Below are 24,115 nucleotides of genomic sequence, written 5' to 3'. Positions count from 1 at the left end.
AGGGGAGAGGGAGTTCTCTGGTCAGCGTGAAGGTGTGGCCGCCTAGTTGGAACGTGGCGTCGCTAGCCACGGCCTGTGGGGCAAGCTTCACCCCGCTGTCCACCACGACACGCGCCTCGATCTCCGCCGTGCGGCCTTGCAGATCCCACGCGGTGAGGCGGAGGTCGTACACGCCGTTGGCGAACGCCGCCGGATCGAAGGTGGCGAGATCGATGCTGCCGCTCTGCGCTGCCGCGTCGGATGCCATCTGCCCGATCGTCTGCCAGGCTGCCGTGCCTGCGGCAGCCAGTTGCAGCCGCCAACCCATGAGCTGCTGCTCCTGCACGGCGGCGCGCAGCACCACCGGTGCACTCACCGTCGGCGGATCGCTGAACGCGGTGGCGCTTGCCAGCGGGCCGGTCCATGCCAGTTGTGGCGCTTGCACATCAGCGGGGTCTTTCACGCGCACGGCGTGCACGTGCGTCTTGCTGAAGCCGTCCACATCGGTGGCAGTCACGCGGATGTTCAACAGGCCAGGCGCTGCAGGCGTCAGGCGGAAGCGGCCCGCTGCGTCCAGGGCCACGGTGCTCCAGGCCTGCGGGTGAGCGGGGTCCAGGCCCTGCACTTCCACTGCGATGCTTTGCATGTCGCCGTAGCTGGACGCGCGCACGCTGGCCACCACCAGTTGGCCGGGCTGCACGGGGGTGCTGGGCGTGGTGCTGACCAGCACGTTCGGTTCCATGCCGGTGGCATCGGCGGCCACGCGCAGGGTGAAGGTTTCCGTCGTGGCGTTGAAGCCGTCCCAGGCGCGGGCAGTCACCACGAAGTCACCCACCTGGCCGGGACCTGGGGTCCAGGTGAGCTGGCGGGTGGCCGCGTCGTAGCTGGCGCCTTCGGGGAGGTTGAGGAAGCTGATGGCGAGGTTGGCGCTCTGGGCGGTGCCGTCGGGGTCTGTGGCGCGCACGCCCCCTCCCCCACCCTCCCCCGGAGGGTGAGGGAGCAAGCCGAGGTGCACCGGTAGCGTGAAGCTTTGCCCCACCGCCAGCGCATGGTTGCTCACCTGCAGCACCGGCGGACGGTTCACGTCGAACACGCGCACCTGCACGCTCTGCTGGCTGCTGAGGGTGCCGTCGGTGGCGGTGAAGTTCAGGGTGTAGGCGCGGGATCCGCCTTCGCTGTTGTTCACCACGTCCTGCGTCGGCGTCCATTCGAGCAGGCCTGTGGCGGGATCGAAGAACAGGCCCTCGGGCGTGTTCTCGTCGTACTGCAAGGCGAGGCGGGTGGCGTCGCCATCCGCATCCGCGCCCAGCACCGCGAACGACAGCGTCTCGCCTTCCTGCACCAGCTGCAGCGGCATCGGCAGGATGCGCGGGGCGCGGTTCACGTTGGCGACCTGCAGCGTGATCTGCTGCAACACGGACGATGTTCCGTCGCTGGCCGTCACGGTGATCGGGTATGTGCCGGCCTGGCTGCCGAAGCCGGCGTCCTGCGCGGCGAACAGGCCCGGTGTCCAGCGCAGCGTGGCCTGGCCCGTGCTGGCATCCACGTCCAGCACCATGCCCGGCGGCAGGCCGGTCACGCTCCAGTTCAGGCGGTCGGCATCGCCGTCCTGCGCGAAGATCGTGAGGGCGAGCGGCACGCCTTCGGTGGCCTGCACCGTGGCTTGCGACGCACCGGGCACGACTTCAGCGCCGGTCGCAGTGACACCCAGCACAGCCGGCGCCAGGTTGGCGGAGCGCACGCTCACGCGCAAAGTCTGGCTGCGCTCGTTCGGCACCGGCGGGTTGGCCGGATCGGGCATGTAGCCCGCATCCTGCGGGCCTAGGCCGCTGTCACGCACCACGACCTGCAGGTCATGCACGCGGATGTCTTCTTCGGTCGGCGTCCACTTGAGCAGCGCCTGGCCGTACTGCGGCAGCATCTCCAGCACGGCACCGGGCGGGAGGCCGGGCACGCTGAAAGTCAACGCATCCTGATCGAGGTCACGCACGCTGATCGGCACGGTGATGGGCTGGCCGACCACGGCGACGACCTGCGAGGGCATCGTCAGGATGGGCGGCTCGCTGGCCGCACGCACCGTCACCACGAAGGTGTGCGACTGCGCCTGCACCTGGTTCGGGTCGCCGCCGCCGTTGTCTTGCGCGACGATGGTGATGGTGTAGTCGCCACGCTGCCCTTCGCTCGGCGCGAAGCGCAGCACGCCGCCGCTGGTGTAGCGCCCATCGGCGCCCAGCCCGCTCTCGCCCTGCACGTAGGTCGCGAAGGCCGGGAGTCCGTTCACGGTGATCGTGACCGGGTTGCCATCGACATCGGTGGCGCTGAAGGGAATCTCCAGCACGGCACCGCGATCGACAAAGGCGTTGGACACCGGCGCGATCACCGGCGCGCGGTTGGCGTTGGTGGCGACGATCGGAATTGTCATCTCGCTCGCGGCCGGGATGCCCGTGCCGTCGCCGTCATCGGTGGCAATCACATGCACGTAGTACGTGCCGGCCTGGTCATAGCCTGGTTGCCAGATCACCTCCAGCGTCTCGGCGTCGAAGCGGGCGCCGGGTGGCAGACCGGTGACCTGGTAGCTCACGGTGGGCGCCGACGTCTCCGGCCCTGCCGCCACCGAGTTCGGGTTGAACGGGTTCAGGCGGATGCGCGGCTCGAACCCGGGGTTGTCCGGGTCGAAGGCGAACACGCTGACTTGCAGCGGCTGGCCTTCGAGGATGTTCCATGTCTCGGCCGGCTCGAAGACTGGCGCGCCATTGGCGTTGAGGACGTTGAAGACGACGTCCTGCGTGGCTTCGGTGGTGACGGTCTCGCCCGTGGCGGGCACGGTATAGGTTGCGGTCAGGGTGACCGGTACCGTGAAGGTGCCGTTCTGGCTGTAGCCAGGCGTCCATTCCAGCCAGCCGGTTTCGGTGTTCAGCGTGGCGCCGCCGGGCAGCCACGGCGCGCTGTACGCCAGCGTGATCGTCGTGCCGTCGGCCTGCAGCAGCCCGCCGGGCATGTTGCCCGCCAGCTGCATGGCGAAGCGGTCCCCCTCGCGCAGCGTCTGCGACGCCACCGCCGCCAGCACCGGCCGCGCATAGCCCTGCTCCACCAGCAGGTTGAACTTGCGCTGCGTCACGCTCTTGCCGTCACTGGCCAGCACCACGATGCCTTCGTAGCTGCCGGCCTGGTCGTACCCAGGGGTCCAGCTCAGCATGCCGGTGGCTGCATCGAACACGGCACCTGCGGGCAGGTTGCGGACCGTGAGCGTCAGCCAATCGCCGTCGGCGTCGCTCGCCGTCAGCGGCAGTTGCAGCGGCTGGCCTTCGGCAACCACGATGTCGTCGATGGCGTCCACCCACGCTGTGTGGTTGCCGCCATCGACGGCGACCGTGAATGTGCGCAGCACAACGCCGCCACGGCTGTCCTGCACGCGGACGATGACCTCCGTCTCGGCCAGGTCGCTCGAGGTGGGCGTCCAGCTCAGCACCGCGCGGTTGTGATAGCCCGCTTCGTCCGTGGTGTGGAAGCCGGCCTGCTGCATCGTCATGCCCACAGGCGCCTGCACCAGTTGCCAGTAGAACTGCGTGCCGTCTGTATCGCTGGCCTCAAGCGTCTGCGTCCAGGGCTGGCCCACGACCGCGGGCACCATGTCTTCGTACCCAAGCCCCTCGACGAACCCGCCTTCGCCATCCTCCTCCAGCACCACTGGGTAGACCTCAGGCGGTGTATTCGGCAGCGGCAGCGCATACACGCCGTGCCCCAGGTCGAACTTGGCCAGCGCAGCGCCGCCCGGGCCGTATGCGAAGCTGCTCACCGGCCGCACGGTCACGGTCTGGTTCGCCAGCGTCGCGCCCGCTGCGAGCTTGTTGCCGGTGGCTTCGAGTTCGGCCGTGAGGTCCAGCACCCACAGATCCTGCTGCGCGCCGGTGCCAGCATTCGCCCCGACCACCTGGTCGCCGAAGTAGCGCCCCGGGTCCAGCAGCAGCATCAGCGGGCCGCGCAGGTCGTCGGTGCCCACGTTGGTGATGCTGATGTCGTAGCTCACCTCGCCCGTGGCGCGGTTGCCTCGCGTATTGGAGAAGTCCAGGCGCAGCTGGGAAGTGAGGTCGACCACGGCAGTGAACGAGCTCACCACGTTGGCAGCCATCGGCGTGCCAGCCGCACTCACCAGCGTGTGGGCGATGCGCAGTTGGTACTGGCCGGCCTGCAAGCTGCTCACCTGCAGCGTGGCGGTACGCGTGGCGGCGTTCCAGCTCACCGCGTCGGGCGTGATCGTCACGTCCGCTGGCGTTCCGTCGGCGTTGGTGCCCAGCAGCGTCAGCGTGTAGTTGTCCGGATTCAGCACGCTGCCTTCAGCGTCATCCGCCAGCATCGCCTGGTCGAACACCACGGAGATGCTGCCCAGCGGCAGCGGCAGCAGCGCGCCGTCGGGCACGCTCAGGCCGGTCACCTTCGGCGCCTTCAGCGGCGCGATCTCGTCGATGCCGCCGGTCTGCGCCAGCAGGACGCGGCCATCCGCCGTCGTCAGCACGGTTTCGCCGCGCGTGCCGCCCCGGGCGAGCTGCAGCACGCCGCGGTTGGCCAGGCCGATCGCCCACAGGGCGGATTCATGCGCGGCGGCTTCTCCGCCCACACTCGTCGGGCGCTGGCGCTCGCTGCTGCTGGCCAGCAGCAGGCCCTCCAGCGGCGAGCCCGCTGGCCCGAAAGCGATGCTGTCGATGGTGCCGAGCAGGCGGTACTCCAGCTCGGCCCGGCCCTTCAGCTTGCCCGTCATCGGGAAGCTGATGATGTCGGTGGTGCCTTGCGGGTCGGCGGCTGTCACGTGGCGGCCGCTCCAGCGCACGGCCCATAGCCGGCCGTCGGTGCCGAAGGCGAGGTCGCCCACGCGTTCGTTGCTGAAGTGCGTCCAGGTGGCGGCCTCGCCGGCGCCGGCGCCCCCACCCCCGCCCTCCCCCGGAGGGGGAGGGAGCAATACCTCGATGCCGCTGCCGGAGGAGACGTAGATGTCTCCCGTGCCCGGGTGGATGGCCAGCGCGTGCGTCAGTGCAGCGCCGTTGGGGCCCTGCAGGCGGCGGAGCACCGCGCCACTGGCGGCATCCACCTGCAGCAGCTCGGCGCCAGTCATCACCCACAGCTGACCCAGGCCGTCCACCGCCATGTCCATCACGGGCGCGTCCAGACTGAACAGCGGCGTGGTGCTGCGCCCGCCCTCCTTGCCGAAGGCAAAGACTTCATTGCGGCCCGCGCCGCCGCTGGCCAGCACGGTGCCGTCCGCGAGTTGCACCATCGCCAGCGCGCCGATCTGCGCGGGGCTATCGTCGAAGCCGCTGGCGAAGCTGCGCGCCGTGAAGGGCGCCACCACGCTCTGCAGCTCGCCTTGCTGCGCCGGCGGCACGAAGCCTGGCAACTGCTGGCCGGCCTGCGAGAACAGCGTGTTGCTCGCGTAGGTGCGCCCTGGCGTGGCCAGCGGCAGCTCCTGCGTCTGGGTCACGGTTTCGTTGGCACCCAGCGCGTCGAGCGTCGCCTGGCGGGATCCGTCGTCCGGCAGCACCGCGTTGACGACACTGGCCGCCTCGCGGTTGCCCGCGCGGTCGGTGGCGACAGCCAGGAACTCACAGGCATGACCGGCCTGGCCTGTGAAGATGGCCTGGCCGGGCAAGCCGCCCTCCATGGGCACCTGGCGCTTCCAGATGCGGAAGTCGCCCCCGTTCTCCGCGACATAGACGGTCACGTGCTTCACGCCGCTGGCGTCGTCCGTCGCGCTCCACTTCACGTCGATCAGCGGCTGGCCTTCAGCGTTCTGCCCCAGCGCGGTGGCGCTGAGCGTCGTCACGGGTGCGCCTACGTCCAGCTTCTGGCTGACGGTGTTGGTCGCCACGGGCGGCGAGCCGTCGAAGACGATGCTGGCCTGCGCCGTGATGACGGCGCCGGAGGCGGCCTCTTCGCTGGCCTGGATGGTGTAGCTGATCCAGCCGCGCTTGGCGGCTTCGATGGCGCTGGCCGAAGCACCGGCTTCCGCCGGCGCCAGCAGGCCACGCGCGGCGTCCCGCATCACCTCGCCCGTGTCCGGGTCGATGGCCTGCAGCAGCCAGGTGGCGATACGCGCCTCGGTGTCCACACCCGCGCTCACGCGCAGGATGAAGCCCTTGCTGCCGGTGAAGTCGAAATCGCCCTGGAAGTTGGCGCGGCCTTCCGGCACGTGCACGTTGATGTCGCCCAGCTTCAGGTCACCCAGGCGCAGCGAGCGTGCGTCGAGGTCGGCGTCCAGCTGGGTGGTGATGCGCAGTTCACCGACAGCGCGCTCCGCGGGGTTGTTGAAGCCCACGGTGTACGGCAGCGCAAAGCCGGCTGGCAGGAAGAACTCGCTCGTCGCGGCCGTCACGTCGGCCACGTTGACGCGCGGGCCCTGCATGCTGGCCACCGCGCCGGCCAGCGCCGTCTGCTCCGCAGCTTGCTGCAGGTACTGCGAGAGATTGAGCGCCGTGGCGCCCGGGTTGGTGAGGCCCAGGTGCTGCAGGTACTCCAGTTCGGTGGATCCGCCCGCGAACACGTTGAAGTTGATGAAGTGGGTGTCGGCGGAGACGGCCATGGCGTAGTCCGCCGGGTTGCCCATCACCGGCACGGGGATCTCGACTTCACCGTCCAGCGTGCGCCGCACCTGCATGTACTCGATGGCGGCCTTCAGCGCCTGCGGATCCCCGCCATGGCGCGCGGTGTCGCCGTACCACTTCTGCACCTGCGTGAAGAAGCCCAGGATGTCGGCCTGGCTCTGGTAGCTGTCGCCGCCCTTGCTGAACAGGATCCCCGTGGCGAGCGTGGCGTTCAGGCTCATGACCTTGGGATCCAGGCGGATCGGCGGCGCCTCGTCCAGCGGTCGCAGCAGGCCCGCGGCTTCGAGCGCAGCCAGCCAGCCCTGCACCCACTGGGGCTCATCGGCCGCCAGGTTGGCGAGGCTGCTGGGCGCGGAGGCGTCGGCCAGGATGGCATCTCGCAACCTGCGCGCGTGCGCCGTCTGGTCGGCGATGAACTCGCCACGCGTGATGGGTGTGGCGGCGCCCAGCACGTTGAAGCGGAACGGCATCGCCAGCGATTCCAGCGGCGTGACGTGGGTCTCCGCGTCGGTGGAACGGAACTTGTCGGCCAGGCCCGTGGCGATGTGGTCCAGGCCGTCGATGCCCTCGTCCAGCAGACCGGCGGCCTTCCAGTCAGGGCGGATCGCGTACAGCTTCTCGCGCAGGCCTTCGAAGTCATAGGCCAGCCACTCGGCCAGGCCGGGGTACGTCTGGATGTTGAACGTGGCGCCGACGAGTCCGCCCGCCGCCACGTCGAAGGCGTAGCCAGGCGCCAGCGTGAAGCCGCTGGTGTTGACCGCGCCATCCAGGCTGGCCCACGGCACGTTCTTCGGCGGCAGGCTGGTGGGCGTGGGGCCGTAGGCCTGCGTGTTGCCCGCCGTGTCGGTCGTGCGGCCATCCGGCTGGCCGCCGATGTTGCTGCCGAACACCAGGAAGGGCAGGCTCAACCCTTCCAGCAGGTAGTCGTTGCGGCCCATCTCGGGCACGCCCAGGTCGAACCGCACGTAGGGCGTGTCGACATTGGTCAGGCTCTGCAGCGAGACGCTGTAGACGGCATTGGCGCCCGGGCTGACCGTACGGTCCCCACCGATGCCGATGCTCACGTCGGCCTCGATGCCGCGGTCCACCAGGTAGCGGTAGGCATCGGTCACCTGCTGGCCGTCGGGGTTGATGACCACCACGTCGTACAGGCCCAGGGGCGCATCATGCAGATCGAACACCGCGCGGATGTGCGTGGCGTCCAGCACCTGCCAGCGGGCCGGCTCGATCTCCGTCACCGAGGGGCGCGAGAGCTTCACCAGCGCGTCGGGCTTGAAGTGCGCGCCATGGATGTCGAACGTGACCCAGCGATGGTCGAGGTCACCCGTGCCGCCCGAATCGGGCGTGACGCGCGTGATGGCCAGGGGCATCAAGTCCGCCCGCAGCGTCACGGGCGTGCCGGCCGCGCTCTGGCGTGACTTGACGAGCACGTAGTAGTCGCCCGCCCGGGTGCTGGGGATCAGCGCTTCCTGATCCGGCGCCACGGGGTTGCCGTAGCTGGCGTCGTAGCTGTACGGCGTGGGAATGTCGCCGTAGCGGATGTACACCTCGTTGGCGCCGGCCTCGGCGACGGAATCGAGGCTGACACGCAGCGTCTCGCCAGCGGCCACGGTCACCTTGTACAGGTGCTGCTGGCCGGTGGCCAGGGTCGTCTCGATGGGCGTGGCGATCTGCATCGCCGGCACCTGCACCTCGAGCGTGGAGCCGGAGGCGATGCGGTTGTTCGCCTCGCCCGGTGCCAGGTTCAGGCCGGTCGCGGTGTAGGTGATCGGGCCTTCGTAGACATCATTGAAGAGGTCGGGCCGCACGATCACGCGCCAGTTGCCGTCCTTCAGGGGCGGCAAGGTGGCCGTGAGCTGGCCGTTGTACACAGCGCCGCCGGCGAGACCGCCGGAACGGTTGACCTTGCCCAGCAGGATGTCGCCCAGGTCCCAGCCGTTGTCCGCCGAGAGGTAGACCGCGTCCGTCCAGCCGCCGTGCGCCGGGTTCTGCGAGTCGTTGGTGACGGTGTAGGTGATGGTGACCGGCTGGCCGACGACGGCCGAGGCAGGCACCTGCACGTTGGAGACCTGCAGGTCGGCTGGCGGCGGCGTGTCGATGATGATCGGCTGAGCGGCGGCCGTAGCGTTGTTCAGGTCCTTGCCGAACTCCCGCACGCGGCCTGTGGGGCCGGCACCGAAGGCGTTGGCCGCGTCGGTCACGACGAAGACGTAGTAGCTGCCTTCCAGGTCGCGCGGCGCGCTCACTGCAAGCTGCGCGTCGTAGCTGCTCGCGGCTTCGCCCTGCGCCGCCAGGCCGCCGTAGTGGGAGACGTAGCCCACGTAGCGGTCCTTGGTCACGTCCAGGAAGCGGTCTTTCGAGAGGTAGACCAGATCCGTCCAGTTGCCCTGGGCATCCGGCGTGCCGCCCCCCGCGTTCTGCACCGTGTAGGTGACGGTGAAGCCCTGGCCGGCCAGCACGCGCTCAGGAATCGCCACCGTGGCGACTTGCAGATCGGGCGGCGTGAGCAGCTCGACATGCAGGTCGGTGCTGGCGACGTTGTTGCCTTCGTCGCGGAACTCGCGCACGGCCTGCCGGTCGTCGCTTTCGTCGATGCCTTGCAGGCCATCGCGCACGGTACTGCCGGTTTGCATCGATCGCAGACTGCCGGCGTCGGCCTTGACGATCACCTTGAAGTCGCCGCTGATGGACTCCGGCACGTCGAAGGTGAGGCTGCGCGTATAGGACTCACCGGGCTGCAGGGTCTTCAGGCTGCCGTCGGCATTGCTGCCCAGCGTGACCCGCTTGCCGAACTCCGTGACCATGTAGTCGTTCACGTCGAGCGACGCATCGCGCGAGAGGTAGACGGCGTCGGTCCAGCCGTTGACGCGGGTGGCACGGGTGCCATGGTTGGTGACGGTCCAGGTGACCGTGACGGACTCGCCGGATCCAACAGTGGATTGCGACAACTCGATGTGCTCGACGGCCAGGTCGGGCTCACGGTAGGTGATCTGAAGGGCCCCCTGGCCGATGTTGTTGTCGTTGCGCGCACCTTCGTAGGCGCTGTAGCGGTACAGGTTGCGGATATCCGCGTTGCTCGCCGTGGCCGTGGCCTCCATCTGCGCGCGGTAGGCCGGCGAGCCGGAGTCGGTGACGACGTAGACGTAGTACGGCCCATCGGTTCCCGGCGGCAGCTTCGCCCGCAGTGACGCGTTGTAGGTGCCGCCGCTCGCCAAGCCGCCCACGTTGCTGTGGAACACCGAACCGAGCAGCGTGGCCCGGCGGACGTCGAACACGGGGTCCGGGCTGAGGAAGACCGTGTCGGTCCAGCCATCGGTGCCGGCCCACACGGCCGCCCCGTGGTTCGTCACCGTCCACGTGACGGTGGTTTCCTCGCCGGATTCGTTCTGCGGCTGGGCGGCCACCGCGGTCACGCGCAGGTCAGCCGCCTCACCCGTCACCACCGAATCAGCGGGTCTGGCATTGTTGGCGTCGGTGCTCTCCCAGATGTAGTTCTGGAAGTCGGTCTCCACCACCACATGGCTCCCCTGGACGGAGGGGCCGAGTTGCAGCGTCTGCGTGACGGTGTACTGCTCGCCGTTGCCCAGCGTGCGGCGCTGGTCGAACTCCCCCACCAGGGTGCGGCGCGTGGCGGTGGCAGCGTTGGGCGAATCGGTGATGAACACCCGGTCGCGCCAGAAGCCGTTGAACTGCTCGCCCTTGTTCTGCACCGTGTAGCTGAAGCTGTAGCCGCCGCCGGCGCTGGCCGGGTTGAGCGCGGACACCTGGGTGACCGTCAGGTCGGGCGGCGCGATGCCCAGGATGCCGATGGGCCGCGCCTTGAAGTTGCTGCCATCCACGTCGGAGGGCGCATCGGGGTTGATGTTGATGGACAGGCTGTCTTCCAGGATCACGTCATAGGCGTCGCACCAGACCGTGATGTAGTACTGACCGGTGAGCACGTTGCCCGGGATCGTGACCTGGGCCGAGCCCAGGTAGTCCTGGCCCACCTCCAGCGCGCCCGTGTCCGTGACACTGCCCAGGAAGATGTCCCCCTTGCCGGGATGCGGGCGCGTGCGGTCCCGGGTGAGCCAGATGCCGTCGGTCCAGGTGGTCTGGGTGGCAGCAACACCGCGCGTGGATGCGCTGCCGTTGTTCGTGACCTTGTAGTTCACCGTGATGCTGGCGCCATGCACGGCCTGGTCGGGTGCCACCACCTGGCTCGTCACCAGGTCGGCGAAGGGCACCGAGTCGATGGTGAACTTGACCGCCTTGGCGTTGTTCGCCTCGTTCGGGTGCTCATCGAGGTAGTTGTTGCCGTCGGCCACGACGATGAGGTAGGCGTCGCCCCGCATGCGGATCGGGATGTCCAGGCTCAGGCTGGCGGAGCTGTAGCTCTCGGTCGGTGCCAGCGCGCTGCCGTTCTCGAAGAGGCCCAGCCGCACATCGTCGCTGCTCAGGTGGCCATCGAGCGAGAGGTAGACACTGTCGTACCACCGCCCGGAGGCGGCCGCGGGCCCGTAGTTGCCGATGGTGTACTGCACGGCGACGCTGCCGCCCGCAGTGACGCGCGCGGGCGCGGTCACGGTGCCGACCCGCAGGTCCGGCCGGTCGTTCAGCGAGATCTGCGTGATGTCCGCCGACTGCGTCGTGTTGTTGACACGGGCGTCGCCGTGTTCATAGACACCCTGGTCCACGTTGGTCACGACGCGCACGCGGTACTGGCCCTCGATGCGGTACGGCAGACGAACCTGCTCGGTGCGGGTGTAACGCAGCCCGGACTCAAGGCCGCGGTCATAGTTGAAGCTGCCCAGGGAGAGCTGCCCGCCCCCGTTCACCGGGGTGAGCAGCACCAGGTCGTTCCAGCGACCGGTGGCGCTGGCGGTGCCCTGGTTCAGCACGGTCCAGGAGAGCTCGACCAGTTCACCTTCCTTTCCATCCGAAGGCAGGGTGACGGCCTCGACGATGAGGTCCGCGGAAGGCGACAGGGTGATCGGCACCACCGAGGAACTGAGCCGGTTGTTGGTGGTGTGGATGAACTCGAACGGGCCGCCGGTGCTGACGTTCACGTAGAAGTTGCCGCTCAGGCCCTCGGGGACGGTCACGACCACGGAGCGCTCATACGAGTCGTTGACGGCGAGCGCACCGAGGTGGCTCGCGCCACCGAGCTCCGCCGCAACGCCACTTCCATCCGGATGGCGGCTGAGCCAGATGCGATCACTCCAGCTGGCTGTGCTGGTGGTGCCGATACCCTCGTTCGCCACCGAGTAGGTGATGCGCAGCGGCTTGCCGCTCGCGGGGTCTGCGTCCACACCGGCAACGGTGACCGACTTCACGACCAGGTCGGCATAGGGCAGCGGCATCACCTCCACCAGGTCGGCGGCCGCGCGCGTGTTGTTGGCTTCCTGCGCGTTCTCGAAGACGGCCGCCTTCGCGTCCGCGATCACGAAGATCTGGAACTGGCCCGAGGTGTAGGCGGGCAGCAGGCCGCTGACCGTCTGGGTGTAGCTCTGCCCCGCCTCCAGCGTGCCGGCATGCACGAACTCGCCGACCAGAAGGTCGTCAGCGTTGCCGACGATCGCGTCGCGCGAGAGGATCACGCGGTCCGTCCACGTGTCGGTGCGGCCCGCGCCCGTGCCGGTATTGGTGACCGTGTAGGTCACCGCCATGGAGGCCGGATCCGCGATCACCCGAGTGGGGCCCGAGACGGCCGTCACGGCGAGATCGGCGTAGGGCGAGAGCGCGACTTCCACGGCCTGGGCAGCCGACGCGGTGTTGTCGGTGAAGCTGCGCTCGCCCATGCGAGCGCCCACGGCCGGCACATCGTTGGTGACCACGCGCACCTCGTAGGGTCCCGAGAAGCCGAGCGGCAACTCGAACTCGGCCGCACCGGTGTAGGTGCCTTCCCTGGCCACGGGTTGCGACCGCGGCACATCGTGGGTGAGCCTGACCTGGCCACCCTGCAGCAGATAGATGCGGTCCACCCAGCTGGCGGGCGTGGCATTGCCCGCGTTGAGAACATCCCACTCGACGTGGATGGCGCTGCCGGAGAGGGCCACAGAGGGCCCGCGCACCGCCGTCACGGCCAGATCCGCCCGGCTCACGAAGACGAAGGACTCCGCGATCGCCTGGTTGTTCATTTCACCGGCGCGCTCGTACACCGCGTTGTCGGTATCGGTGCGCACGGCCCAGCGCAGCGTGCCCTGCGGCACAGTGTCTGGCAGCACGAACATGGCTGTGCGCAGACGCTCGGCCCCCACCTCGAGCGCCGCGGTGTCCCAGTGCTGGGCCACTTCCACGAAGCCGGTGGCCGTCTCCAGGTAGATGCGGTCGCGCCAGGGCGCTGTGGCCACGGACTGGCCCTCATTCGACACCGTGTAGCTCACGCTCACCATCTGGCCCGGCAGGGCGACGGCAGGCCCGGTCACGTCGCGCGGCCGCAGGTCCGCCATGGGCTGCAGCGCGATCTGCACAGGCTCGGCCATGATGGCCGTGTTGTTGTCCGCGGAGGCACCGTACTCGAGCACGGTGCGGCCCACGTTGGTGTACACGCGGACGTAGAACGTGCCTTCCAGATCGATCGGCAGGGTGGCGCGCGCCGTGGCCGTGTAGGTGCCGTCCGGCTGCAGCACGCCGGTGTGCGGCACGGACGCGGCCAGCACGATGTCGTCATTGCGGGGTTGCAGGCCGCGCGAGAGCACGACGCGGTCCGCCCAGCTCGCCGTGTTGGTCGGCACGTTGCCGGTATGGCGCACCTGCCAGGTCACCACCAGATCCTGCCCGCTCAGGAGGGCCGTGGGGGCGGAGACGTTCTCGACGGTGAGGTCACGCTGGGCGCCGCTGACGGCCAGCGCCTGCAGCGGGCCGAGGGTTCCGGCACGGGTATCCGGCTGCAGGACTTCGGCGGCGCTGTCGGCGCGGATGCCGATGAAGTAGGTGCCTGCGGCCAGCTCGGGCAGGTTGACCAGCAGTGACTGCGGATAGCTCTCGCCCGCGGCCAGCACGCCCGTGTGGCGGACGGTGCCGAGCACGACGTCATCGCCGTTGCCGAATGTCGCATCGCGGCTGAGGACCACCTGGTCGTTCCACGCGAGCGCGGTTTCGGTGGCACCGTGATTCGTCACCGCCCACTGCACCAGCAGCGGCGCACTGGCGACCGCGGTCGCCTCGAACGTGGCCGCGCCGGGCCGCAGTTCGGCATAGGCCTTGCCCTGCGCCGTGACGATCACGGCCGCCGAATTGTTGGCCTCGGCTGTTCCGCTGGCGTTCACCTCATGAAGGCTCGATCGCGCCAGCGTGTCCTGGTCCGCGGTGACGGTGATCTCCAGTTCACCCGTGCCCCGCAGGCCTTCCGGCAGCCGCAAGCTGAAGGTGCGCGCCTGCGATTGGCCCGGCGCCAACCAGGTGGCGAGATCCGAAGGCGCCGTGAACGCCACCTGCGTGTCGACGACGAACTCGTTGCGCGCCACGTTGCGCACGCGGACGCGGGCGTTGTAGCCCGCGGGCACGGGAGCCTGGCCTGTGTTGACATCGGTCCAGGTCAGGGTGAGCAAGCCGCCTGCCTGCAGCGCCGCGCTGTCTGGCACCTGCAAGGCCTGGATCTGGAGGTCCGGCCCGGACTCGCGCACGAGATCGGTGGTGTTGTTGGTCTCTGCCGTGCTGCCGGCGTTGTACTCCGTGACCTGCGCGCCGAGATCGGCTGTCACGCGGAACACGAAGCGTCCGGCCGCAGCCGCACCCGTAGGCATGTTGAACTCGACGCGCTGCTGGATCGCCTCGCCCGCGGCGAGTGCGCCCGAAGGCGGCGTGGCCGTGACCATGCGCGTGATCAGCACGGCGCCCGTGACGGCATTGACCAGCTGGAAGCGGTCTTGCCAGGTGGCGAGCGTGGGGCCGGTGCCCTGGTTGGTGGTTTGCCAAGTGACTTCCACGAGTTGCCCTGGCGACCAGTCGCCAGGGGCCGTCACCGTGATGGTCTCCGCGCGCAGATCAGGGTAACCCGCAGGCGCCACCTGGATGTCGATCGTCCGCGTGTTGCTGTTCGACGTCTTGGCGAAGAAGCGGTCCGCGTCCGTGATGACGGTCACCTGCAGGTTGCCCGCCGCGCCGAAGCCATCCGGAATGCGGATCGTGTGGGTCCGCTGGATGGACCCGCCAGGGCCGATCTGGCTGGCGTCGGATGCGCCGTCGTACGGCACGGTGGCCGCCACCAGCGTGGCGCCCGTCTCCCGGTTGCGCAGCAAAACGCGGTCGTTCCAGGTGCCCCTGGCGTCCAGCGTGCCGATGTTGGACACGTTCCACGTGACGGCCAGGTCCTGGCCCGTCACCAGCGTGTCGGGCGCTGTCGTGATCGAGGTCACGCGCAGCGCGATGTTGGGCGCCGTCTCGTTGTCGTCGACTCGCTGCTGGATCACCGCGTCGGTCAGCACCGTCCCGTCGTCGAACTCGATCCGGTCGACGCCGTACGCATGGTTGATGACATTGCTCGCGAAGAAGCCTCGCACCGTGACCTGATCGGTGCTCTCGCGAAGGCCGATCACGAGGTGCGCGCCGTTGCGGCTGACGATCAGGTCTTCGGCTGTGATGCCTGCCTTGAAGCGCAGGACGTCGGTGGTCGAGGCGTGGTCGCTATGCAGATAGAGGCCGGTCCCGTACGGCCAGCGAAGCGGATCCGGCTGATCGCCCACATCATTGTTGAGCACCGCGTCCTGACCATCGCCGCGACCGAACAAGTAGACGTCACTGCCCAGACCTCCGTGCAGGATGTCGCTGTCGGCGCCACCGTCCAGCGTGTCGTCCCCGCCCTGGCCATAGAGCTGGTCATTGCCCAGACCCCCGACAACCGTGTCCGCCCCCTCCGCCGCATTCACGACGTCGTCACCTGCACCCCCGTCGATCAGGTCGCTACTGCCCAGACCATTGATGGTGTCGTTGCCATCGCCGCCCATGGACAGCAGGGCGCGGAGGGTCTCGTCCGTGAGCACGCTGCCGTCGGAGAATTCGATCCGGTCCACGCCATAGCCATGATTGATGACGTTATTGGCGAGGAAGCCTCGCACAATGACCTGGTCGCCCGTGTCACGGATCTTCAGGACCAGGTGCGCACCACTGCGGCTGATGTCGAGGTCTTGCAGGGTAACGCCCGCCTTGAAGCGCAGGATGTCCGTCGTGAGAGCTTGGTCGCTGTGCTGATAGCTGCCGGTCCAGTAGGGCCAGCTCAGGGGATCGGGCTGATCACCCACATCGTTGTTCAGCACCACATCCTGGCCATCGCCACGACCGAACAGGTAGACGTCATTGCCCAGGCCGCCGTGCAGGACGTCGTTGTCTGCGCCACCATCGAGCGTGTCGTCCCCACCCTGGCCGTACAGCTGGTCGTTGCCGAGACCGCCTCCGATGCGTTCGCCCGCCGAGGTGCCGGTCATCATGTCATTGGCGTCGGTCCCCTCCAGCAGCATCTGCTGGATCTGGGCATCTGTCAGACGTGTGCCGTCGTTGAACTCGATCCAGTCGACACTCACCGCGTGGTTCGGAGCGCCGCCGAGGAAGTAGTCTTCCACGGTCACCTGGTCCGTGCTGCCCTGGATCTGGAGCACGAGGTGATCGCCGACACGCTGCGCATTCAGGTCGGCCAGCGCGACGCCGGCCTTGAGCCGGAGGATGTCGCGTGACACCGCGGCATCGGGCTCCGCCATGCCCGGGGCGTCGGCCTTTCGGTTGCGCACGATGTCCTGGCCGTCGCCACGCCCGAACAGGTACGTGTCGTTGCCGGCCGCACCCTGCATCAGCGTCTCGGTCGCGCCATCTCGCACCGTCTCCTCACCACCCGACAGCAGGAGCTGGTTCACGTCCTCCCCGGTGAGGTAGGCGCCGCCCGTGAAGTCGATCTGCTGCAGCCAGCGCCCGCCCTCGGTGGCGAACCAGTTGCGCAGCGTCACGCTGCCGGTGCCGTCGGTGCCGACGTGCAGCTTCAGGTCATTACCGATTCGCTCGCTGCCGATGTGGGCCTGCTCGATGCCGGGGCCGAAGACGAGCCGGTTGCCGCTGCCCGGGCTATCCTCGATCACGTCATGGCCATCGCCCAGCTGGTAGAGGTAGGTGTCCGCGGCGGCCGAGCCGACGATGTGGTCATCGTCGCGGCCCCCTTCGAAGACGATGCCTGAGGTGCCAGACGCCGCCGCACCCGACAAGTCATCCGCGCCCCCGCCACCGAACAGGGTGGTCCCGCCCTCGGTGGCGGCGAGCACGTCAGCGCCTGCCGTGCCACGCACCAGCCCCGCGCCACTGGCAGTGGCGCCCGAGGGTTCGATGCCGACCCGGGCCTCGGTGTCGGCCACGGTCCAGATGGTGCCGTCGTTGAACGCGATGCGCTCGATCTTCCTGAAGACGGTGCCATCGAACCAGCCCGCGATCCGCAGGCTGTCGGTCGATCCGCCATCGACCCGCAGCAGCAAGTCATTGCCTTCCCGGCGCGCGGTCACGTCGTCGGGGGCGATGCCTTCGCCGAAACGGATCCAGTCGAGGTACTCCTCATGGTTCTGGTTGGCCGCGAAGTAGCTGGCTGCGCCGCTGGAATAGAAGCGGACGTCATCGGCGATCACGTCATGCCCGTCGCCGCGCTCGAACCGGAAGGTGTCGCGAGCGTAGCTCCCCGTGAGCGTGTCCGCACCCTGCCCGCCCCTGAACTCGATGTCCCAGACGTTGCCGCCCACCAAGGCCGTGAGGCGGTCATTGCCGGCGCCACCCGTAAGGCCGCCGCTGAAACTGGCGGTCTGCAGTTGCACGCCCGTTGTCGCCGCCGGCAGCGATTGCGCGGGCTGCCCCAAGCGGGCCTCGATGTCCGCGCCTGACCATGTGCCGCCCTCGGTGAACTCGATGCGATCGATGCTGCGACGCGGGTTCGGCACGTTGTAGCCAGCCGGGCTGCCCTGGAAGTAGGACTCCAGCGTGATCTCGTCTTCGGTGTCGCGGATCTGCAGGATGAGGTGATCCCCTTCGCGCCGGGCCACGATGTCCTCGGGCCGCACCCCACGCCGGAAGCGCAGCGTGTCGGTGGTGGCGGCCTCGTCGGCTTCCGCCTGGGTTCCGTCGCCGGCGCTGTTTCTCAGCAGGTCCCGCCCGTCGCCGCGGCCGAACAGGTAGACGTCGCTGCCCGGGCCGCCTTGCATCAGATCGTCCCCGGCGCCGCCCTCCAGGGTGTCGTCGCCGATCCCGCCGCGCAGCGTGTCGTCGCCCAGGCCACCTGCCAGCACATCGGCCAGGGACAGGCCGTCGAGCTCGTCCGACAGTTCGGTGCCGGTTCCCAGGGCCTTCTGGATGGCCGCGTCGGAGAGCACGGTGCCGTCGTCGAACTCGATGACATCGACGCCATAGTCGCGCAGGAGGCGGTTGCGGGCGAAGAAGCCGCGGATCTCCACCGCGTCGTCGGTGCCGCGGATCTGCAGTCGCATGTGCGCGCCGTCGCGGCTCACCAGCACATCGGCCGGCACGATCCCGGGCTTGAACCGGAGCACATCCCGCGTCAGCAGGGCGTCCGACAGCATCTGCGTGTCGTTGATGTAGGGCGCGCCCATCGGGTCCAGCGCGTCCCCGGCGAGGTTGTTCTGGATCACATCCACGCCGTCGCCGCGCCCGAAGAGATAGACGTCGTTGCCCGTGCCGCCTTCCATCAGGTCTTGGTCGGAGCCGCCATCGAGCGTGTCATGTCCCGCACCGCCCCGCAGGGTGTCGGCGCCGCCATTGCCACGCAGCACGTCGTTGCCGGACCCGGCCACCATCAGGTCGTCGCCGGCGCCGCCTTGATCCAGCATGAAGAGCAGGTAGACGTCATCGATGACGGTTCCGTCCGCCAGCTCGATGCGATCCACACCGATCTGATGGTTGATGGCATTGCCGGCGAAGAAGCCATCGATCGTGAGGCTGTCGCCCGGGGAGCCGACGATGCTGATCACGAGATTCGAGACGCTGCGGCGGAACACGAGGTCTTCCAGGGTGAGCCCCTGAGCGAGGCGCACCACGTCGGTCGTGCGGGCCTCGTCCGCCTCCGCGAGCCACGGGCCGGCGGCCGCCGGATTCCACGTGCCGGGGTAGCGGTGGTTCCGCACCACGTCGTGCCCGCTGCCGCGGCCGAAGACATAGAGGTCGCCGCCCTCGCCGCCCTGCAGCAAGTCGCTGCCGGCGCCGCCATCCAGTGTGTCGGGGCCCTGATGGCCGTAAAGGGTGTCCTGGCCGGCACCGCCCTGGACCGGCCGGAGGAGATCGCCGTAGAGCACGTCATTGCCATCGGAGCCGACGATGGGGTCGAGCAAGGCCGCACGGATGTCCGCATCGGTCAGGGCCGTGCCATCCGCGAACAGGATGCGGTCGACCCCGAACGCATGATTGATGTCGTAGCGGGCGAAGAAGCCTTCGACGGTGACGCGGTCGTCGGTACCGATGATCGAGAGGACGAGATGCGCCCCCTCGCGCGCGATCGCGATGTCCTCGCGTGAGACACCCGCCTTGAAGCGCAGCACGTCGTCCGACGTGGCATGGTCGGCATCGAGGAAGTCGGGCTGGGTGGACTGGTAGATCCAGTCACCTGGCTCGGCGCCAGTGGCCAGCGCATTGCGGATCACGTCCTGGCCGTCACCGCGACCGAACAGGTAGGTGTCACTGCCTTCGCCGCCCTGCAGGGTGTCGTTGCCGGCACCACCGTCAAGGGTCTCGTCACCCTCCAGCCCATGCAGCACGTCGTCACCCGGGGTCCCCGCCGGTTCGCCGATCGCGAGCCGGATGTCTGCATCGGTGAGCACGCTGCCGTCGTCGAACTCGATGCGGTCGACGGAGTGCCGATGATTCAGCTGATTGCGCGCAAGGAAGCCCTCCACGATGACGCGGTCCTCGGTGCCGGCGATCTGCAGGACGAGGTGAGCACCCTGACGCGCGATCTGCAGGTCCGCGGCCACCACGCCCGCCTTGAACCGCAGGACATCCGTGGCCGTCGCGGCATCGTCCTCCGCGTAGCCCTCGCTCACGTTCGTGTAGTCACCCGGATCGATCACGCCATAGGCCCGGTTGCTGCGGACGCGGTCCTCGCCGTCGCCGCGGCCGAAGAGGTACGTGTCGCTGCCCGGCCCGCCCTGCAGCAGGTCCGCGCCTTCGCCGCCGTCCAGCGTCTGGTCACCCGTGAAGCCGGCCAGGGTGTCATTCCCCGCACGGCCTTCCAGCCGCGTGGTGCCTGGCAATGCCTCCAGTTGCTCACCGGCATCGGTGCCCACCAGGGGCAGTGCCAGCAACTGCTCGTCGGTGATCACCGTGCCGTCGGCGAACTCGATGCGGTCGACGCCGAAGCCGTGGTGGACCTCGTTGCGCGCATAGAGACCGAGGATCGTGACCTGGTCGGCCGTTCCGCGGATGCCGATGGTGAGATGGACGCCGTTGCGCTGCAGTTCGAGAGCGGCGGGAGTCAGCCCCTCCTTGAAGCGCAGGACATCCGTGGCAGACGCGTGGTCTGCCTCGAAGAAGTCGTCCCACCAGTAGTCCCATGCGTTGGGCGCCCAGCCTGCGCGGTGATTGACGACCGTATCCGCCCCGCTGCCCCGCCCGAACAGGTAGGTGTCGCTGCCACCGCGCCCGTACAAGGTGTCATTGCCGGCGCCGCCGTCGAGCGTGTCATCGGTGTCCAGGCCGTAGAGGACGTCATCTCCGTCGGTCGCATAGACCTCGACCCGGGCCAGGAGGGTCTCGTCGTCCAGCGTGCTTCCATCGGCGAACTCGATGCGGTCGACGCCGAAGTCGTGGTTGATGCCGGCGCCGCCGAAGAAGCCCTCGATCGTGACGGACTGATCCGTGCCCTGCAGCGACAGCACCAGGTGGGCACCATGCCGCTGGATGCGCAGGTCATCCACCGAGATGCCGGCCTGGAACCGGAGCACGTCCGTCGTGGTCGCGGCATCGTCCTCGGCGCCCCAGCCCTCGACGTAGGCCCAGTCCGTCGGATCCAGCGGCGCGTAGCCGGCGCTGTTGCGGATGCGGTCGTGGCCGCCGCCCGGCGCGACTTCGTAGACATCGCTGCCTCGTCCGCCTGTGAGCGTGTCGTCGCCCTCGCCGCCGTCCAGCCGGTCATCGCCTGTGCCGCCACGCAGATCATCGCTCCCCTGCAGCCCCTGCAGCGTGGCGTTGCCGGGCCAGGCGTCGAGCACGTCGTCGCCAGCGGTGCCCACGATCGGCATGGCCCGTATGTCGGCCGCGGTCAGGATGGACCCGTCGGCGAACTCGATACGGTCCACCGAGTGGGCGCTGCCGAAGTCGCCCTGGGCGAAGAAGCCCTTGAGCGTTACCGAATCGGTGTCGCCCGATTCCCGCAGCGTGAGGGTGAGGTCCGCGCCATCCCTGCGAAGCGTCAGATCCTCGCGCGCGATGCCGGGCCTGAAGCGCAGGACATCTGTGGTCGAATCCGCGTCCGGCTCCAGCCACTCGGGTTGCGAGTAGGCCCAGTCATCGGCGCCATAGGTGTAGCGCGCACGGCTGTTGGCAATCACGTCGCGGCCGTCGCCGCGGCCGAAGAGGTAGGTGTCGTTGCCTTCGCCGCCCTGCAGGAAATCGTCTCCCGCGCCACCGTCGAGCGTGTCGTCACCTTCGAGTCCGTGCAGGTCCTCGGCCGCCTCGGAGCCGACCGGTGCCACGGCGGCCCGGATGACGGCCTCGCTCAGCTGCGTGCCGTCGGCGAACTCGATGCGGTCGATGACGGAACCGAGGTTGACGCGGTTGAGTGCGAAGTAGCCCTCCACGATGACGGCGTCGTCGGTGCCGGCGACCTGCAGCACCAGATGCGCGCCGTCACGGCGGATCAGGAGGTCCTGCTCGGTGGTGCCCGGCTTCAGGCGCAGCACATCCGCCTCGGGCGAGGCCGGAGGCTCTGAACCGGCCAGGGCCGCCACATAGGCGTAGTCCGTAGGGTCAGGCACACCGGAGACCGGCCCTTCCAGGACACGGTCGACGCCATCGCCCGGGCCGAAGCGATAGGTGTCGGCGCCGCCGCCGCCGCGAAGCGTGTCGTTGCCAGCGCCACCGTCCAACGTGTCGTCGCCGTCGCCGCCGTCCAGCGCGTCATCACCGGGGGTTCCGAGCAGAGGCGGCGTCGCCCGGATCTCGGCGTCGGTCAGTACGCTGCCGTCATCGAACTCGATGCGGTCCAGACCGTAGCCATGGTGGATGTCGCCCTGCGCGAAGAAGCCGCGCACCGTGACGGCGTCCGTCGTTCCGTGGATGCCGATGACCAGGTCATCCCCCTCGCGTTGCAGCGCCAGATCGTCCCGGGTCACACCCGCCTTGAAGCGCAGCACGTCGATGGCCGTGTCGGCATCGGGCTCCAGATAGTCCCACTGCCAGTAGTCGCCCGCCCCGTCCCGCGTGAAGCGGTTGTTGACGATGGTGTCCCTGCCGTCGCCGCGGCCGAACCGGTAGGTGTCGCTGCCCTCGCCCCCGCGCAGGTAGTCGTCGCCCGCGCCGCCATCCAGGGTCTCGTCACCATCGAGGCCCAGCAGGTCGTCGTGCCCAGCCGTGCCCTGCGGAACCACCGCGAGGCGGATCTCGTCAGCCGTGATCTCGGTGCCGTCGGCCAGCTCGATGCGGTCCACGCCGTAGCCGCCGTCGGTGCGATTCGCGGCGAAGTAGCCTTCGACGATCACCTCATCGGCCGTGCCGACGATGCCGATCACGAGGTGGGCATCGCGACGCTCGATCCGGAGATCCGCCGCCGTGATGCCCGTGCGGAAGCGAAGCGTGTCGACCGTGGCGTCGGCGTCGTCCTCGCGGTTCTGGCGCGACAGGTAGGTCCAGTCGTTCGAGTCCGCCATGCCGCCGGCCGCGCTGTTGGCGACCACGTCCACGCCGTCGCCGCGGCCGAACAGGTAGGTGTCATGGCCACGGCCGCCGCGCAACGTGTCGTTGCCCGCGCCGCCGTCGAGTGTGTCGTCCCCTTCGCCACCGATGAGGTTGTCGTCGCCGCTCGTGGATGCAACGAGTGCCTCGACGATGGCCGAATGGGTGATCTCGGTGCCGTCGTCGAGTTCGACACGGGCCAGGCGGTACTCGGGCAGGAAGTACTGCCCGATACCCAGTGTCTCGCCCGTGCCGGCCATGCGCACGAGCAGATCGTCGTACTCGCGGCTGAAGCTCAGGTCCGCGAGCGCCACGCCCGGCCGGAAGCGCAGCGTGCCGTCTGCGCCGAACGCCGTCGGGTTGTAGATCCAGTCGTTGCCGTCGCCCGGACCCCACCGATAGAGGTTGTCGCCGACCAGGCCCTGGTAGTAGTTGCCGTCCGCGTCGCCCTCGTGGAGGAAGGGCTGGTCGACGGCCTGCTGGAGAAGCTGCTCGATGAACGCGTCATCGACCGGCGTGCCGTCGTCCAGTTCGATCACGTCCACCCGGTAGGCGGCATTCGGGACGGACTGCCCTTCCGGGCTGCCCGCGAAGTGCATCAGCAGCCGCACCCGATCGGGCGTGCCCCGGATTGCCAGGATCAGGTCGTCGCCCTCGCGCAGCGCCTGCAGATCGCCGAGTGCCACGCCCTCGTTGAATCGAAGGCGGTCGGTGGTCGCGGCCTCGTCGGCATGGGGCCCCTCCCAGCTGGCGTTGGCGATCGTCTCCGCGCCATCGCCGCGGCCGAACCGGTAGGTGTCGCTGCCCTCGCCGCCGGTGAGCCAGTCGGTGCCGGTGCCACCATCCAGGAGGTCATCACCGGCGTCGCCTTCGATGCCATCGTCGCCCGAGCCGCCCGCCAGCGTGTCAGCGCCCCCGCCTGCCACGATCCAGTCAGCCCCTGCCTGCCCGGCCAGATCTTCCGCGTCGTCCGAACCCGCGAGCCAGTCGTCGCCTGCCGTGCCCTGCTGCCCCATGCGGATGAGATCCGCCGCGGACAACGTGCTGCCATCCGCGAACTCGACCCGGTCGACGCCGGTGAGCTGCTCCGGCCGCAGGCGGCCGTCACCGACCGCGTCCTGGAAGAAGTCGCCCAGCAGCACCTGCTGGCTGGTTCCGCGGACCTGGAGCCACAGGTCCCATCCGGCTCGGCGAACCTCCAGGTCGGCGGCGGTGATCCCTTCGGCAAAGCGGATGACGTCGGTCGCCAGGCGCCCGGCGGACGGGTCCACGCCGGTCCATGTCTCCACGCGGTCGAGCCCGTCGCCCGCCTCGATGAGGTAGGTGTCGTCACCCTCCCCGCCGTCGAGCATGTCGTTGCCGGGGCCGCCCGCCAGGACGTCAGGGCCGCCATGGCCCTGCAGGACATCGTCGCCCGCCAGGCCCGTCAGGTGATCGGCGTCCTCCGTTCCCGCCAGGTCGTCCGCGCCGTCGGTGCCGGCCACCTGATTCAAGGGGTTGCCCTGTTCGTCCAGCAGCTGCCCCTGCGCGTTGTAGGTCTGGAAGCCGGTTTCGCCCGCCTGGGATTCCGCCAGGCCGTCCTGCAGGTCCTGCGGCGGCGGCTGGGTCGACACGGACCCGTCGGATGTGGCGCTCTGGCCGTTGGTCTGGTTGGCCAGCATGCCGGCTTGGAGGTCGCCGGTGCCCGTGATCGAAACCAT

The 24,115-nt window shown here is 69.0% G+C and carries 1 protein-coding gene (running past one end of the window); it reads right to left on the bottom strand.

Annotated elements, in window-relative coordinates; translation table 11 throughout:
- A protein-coding gene (locus tag ACE3T5_RS08395) for a calcium-binding protein (RefSeq protein ID WP_374666441.1) crosses the window boundary here: on the bottom strand, positions 1 to 24,115 show its 5' portion. Its footprint begins 5,900 nt before the window's first position; the window shows 24,115 of its 30,015 coding nt (coding positions 1-24,115); it begins with the start codon at positions 24,113 to 24,115; the stop codon falls past the left edge of the window.

It is taken from the genome of Ramlibacter sp. (assembly GCF_041916345.1).
Lineage (GTDB): Bacteria > Pseudomonadota > Gammaproteobacteria > Burkholderiales > Burkholderiaceae_C > Ramlibacter.
The sequence above is the reverse complement of the archived record's forward strand: the minus strand, read 5'-3'. Positions and strand labels throughout refer to the sequence as shown.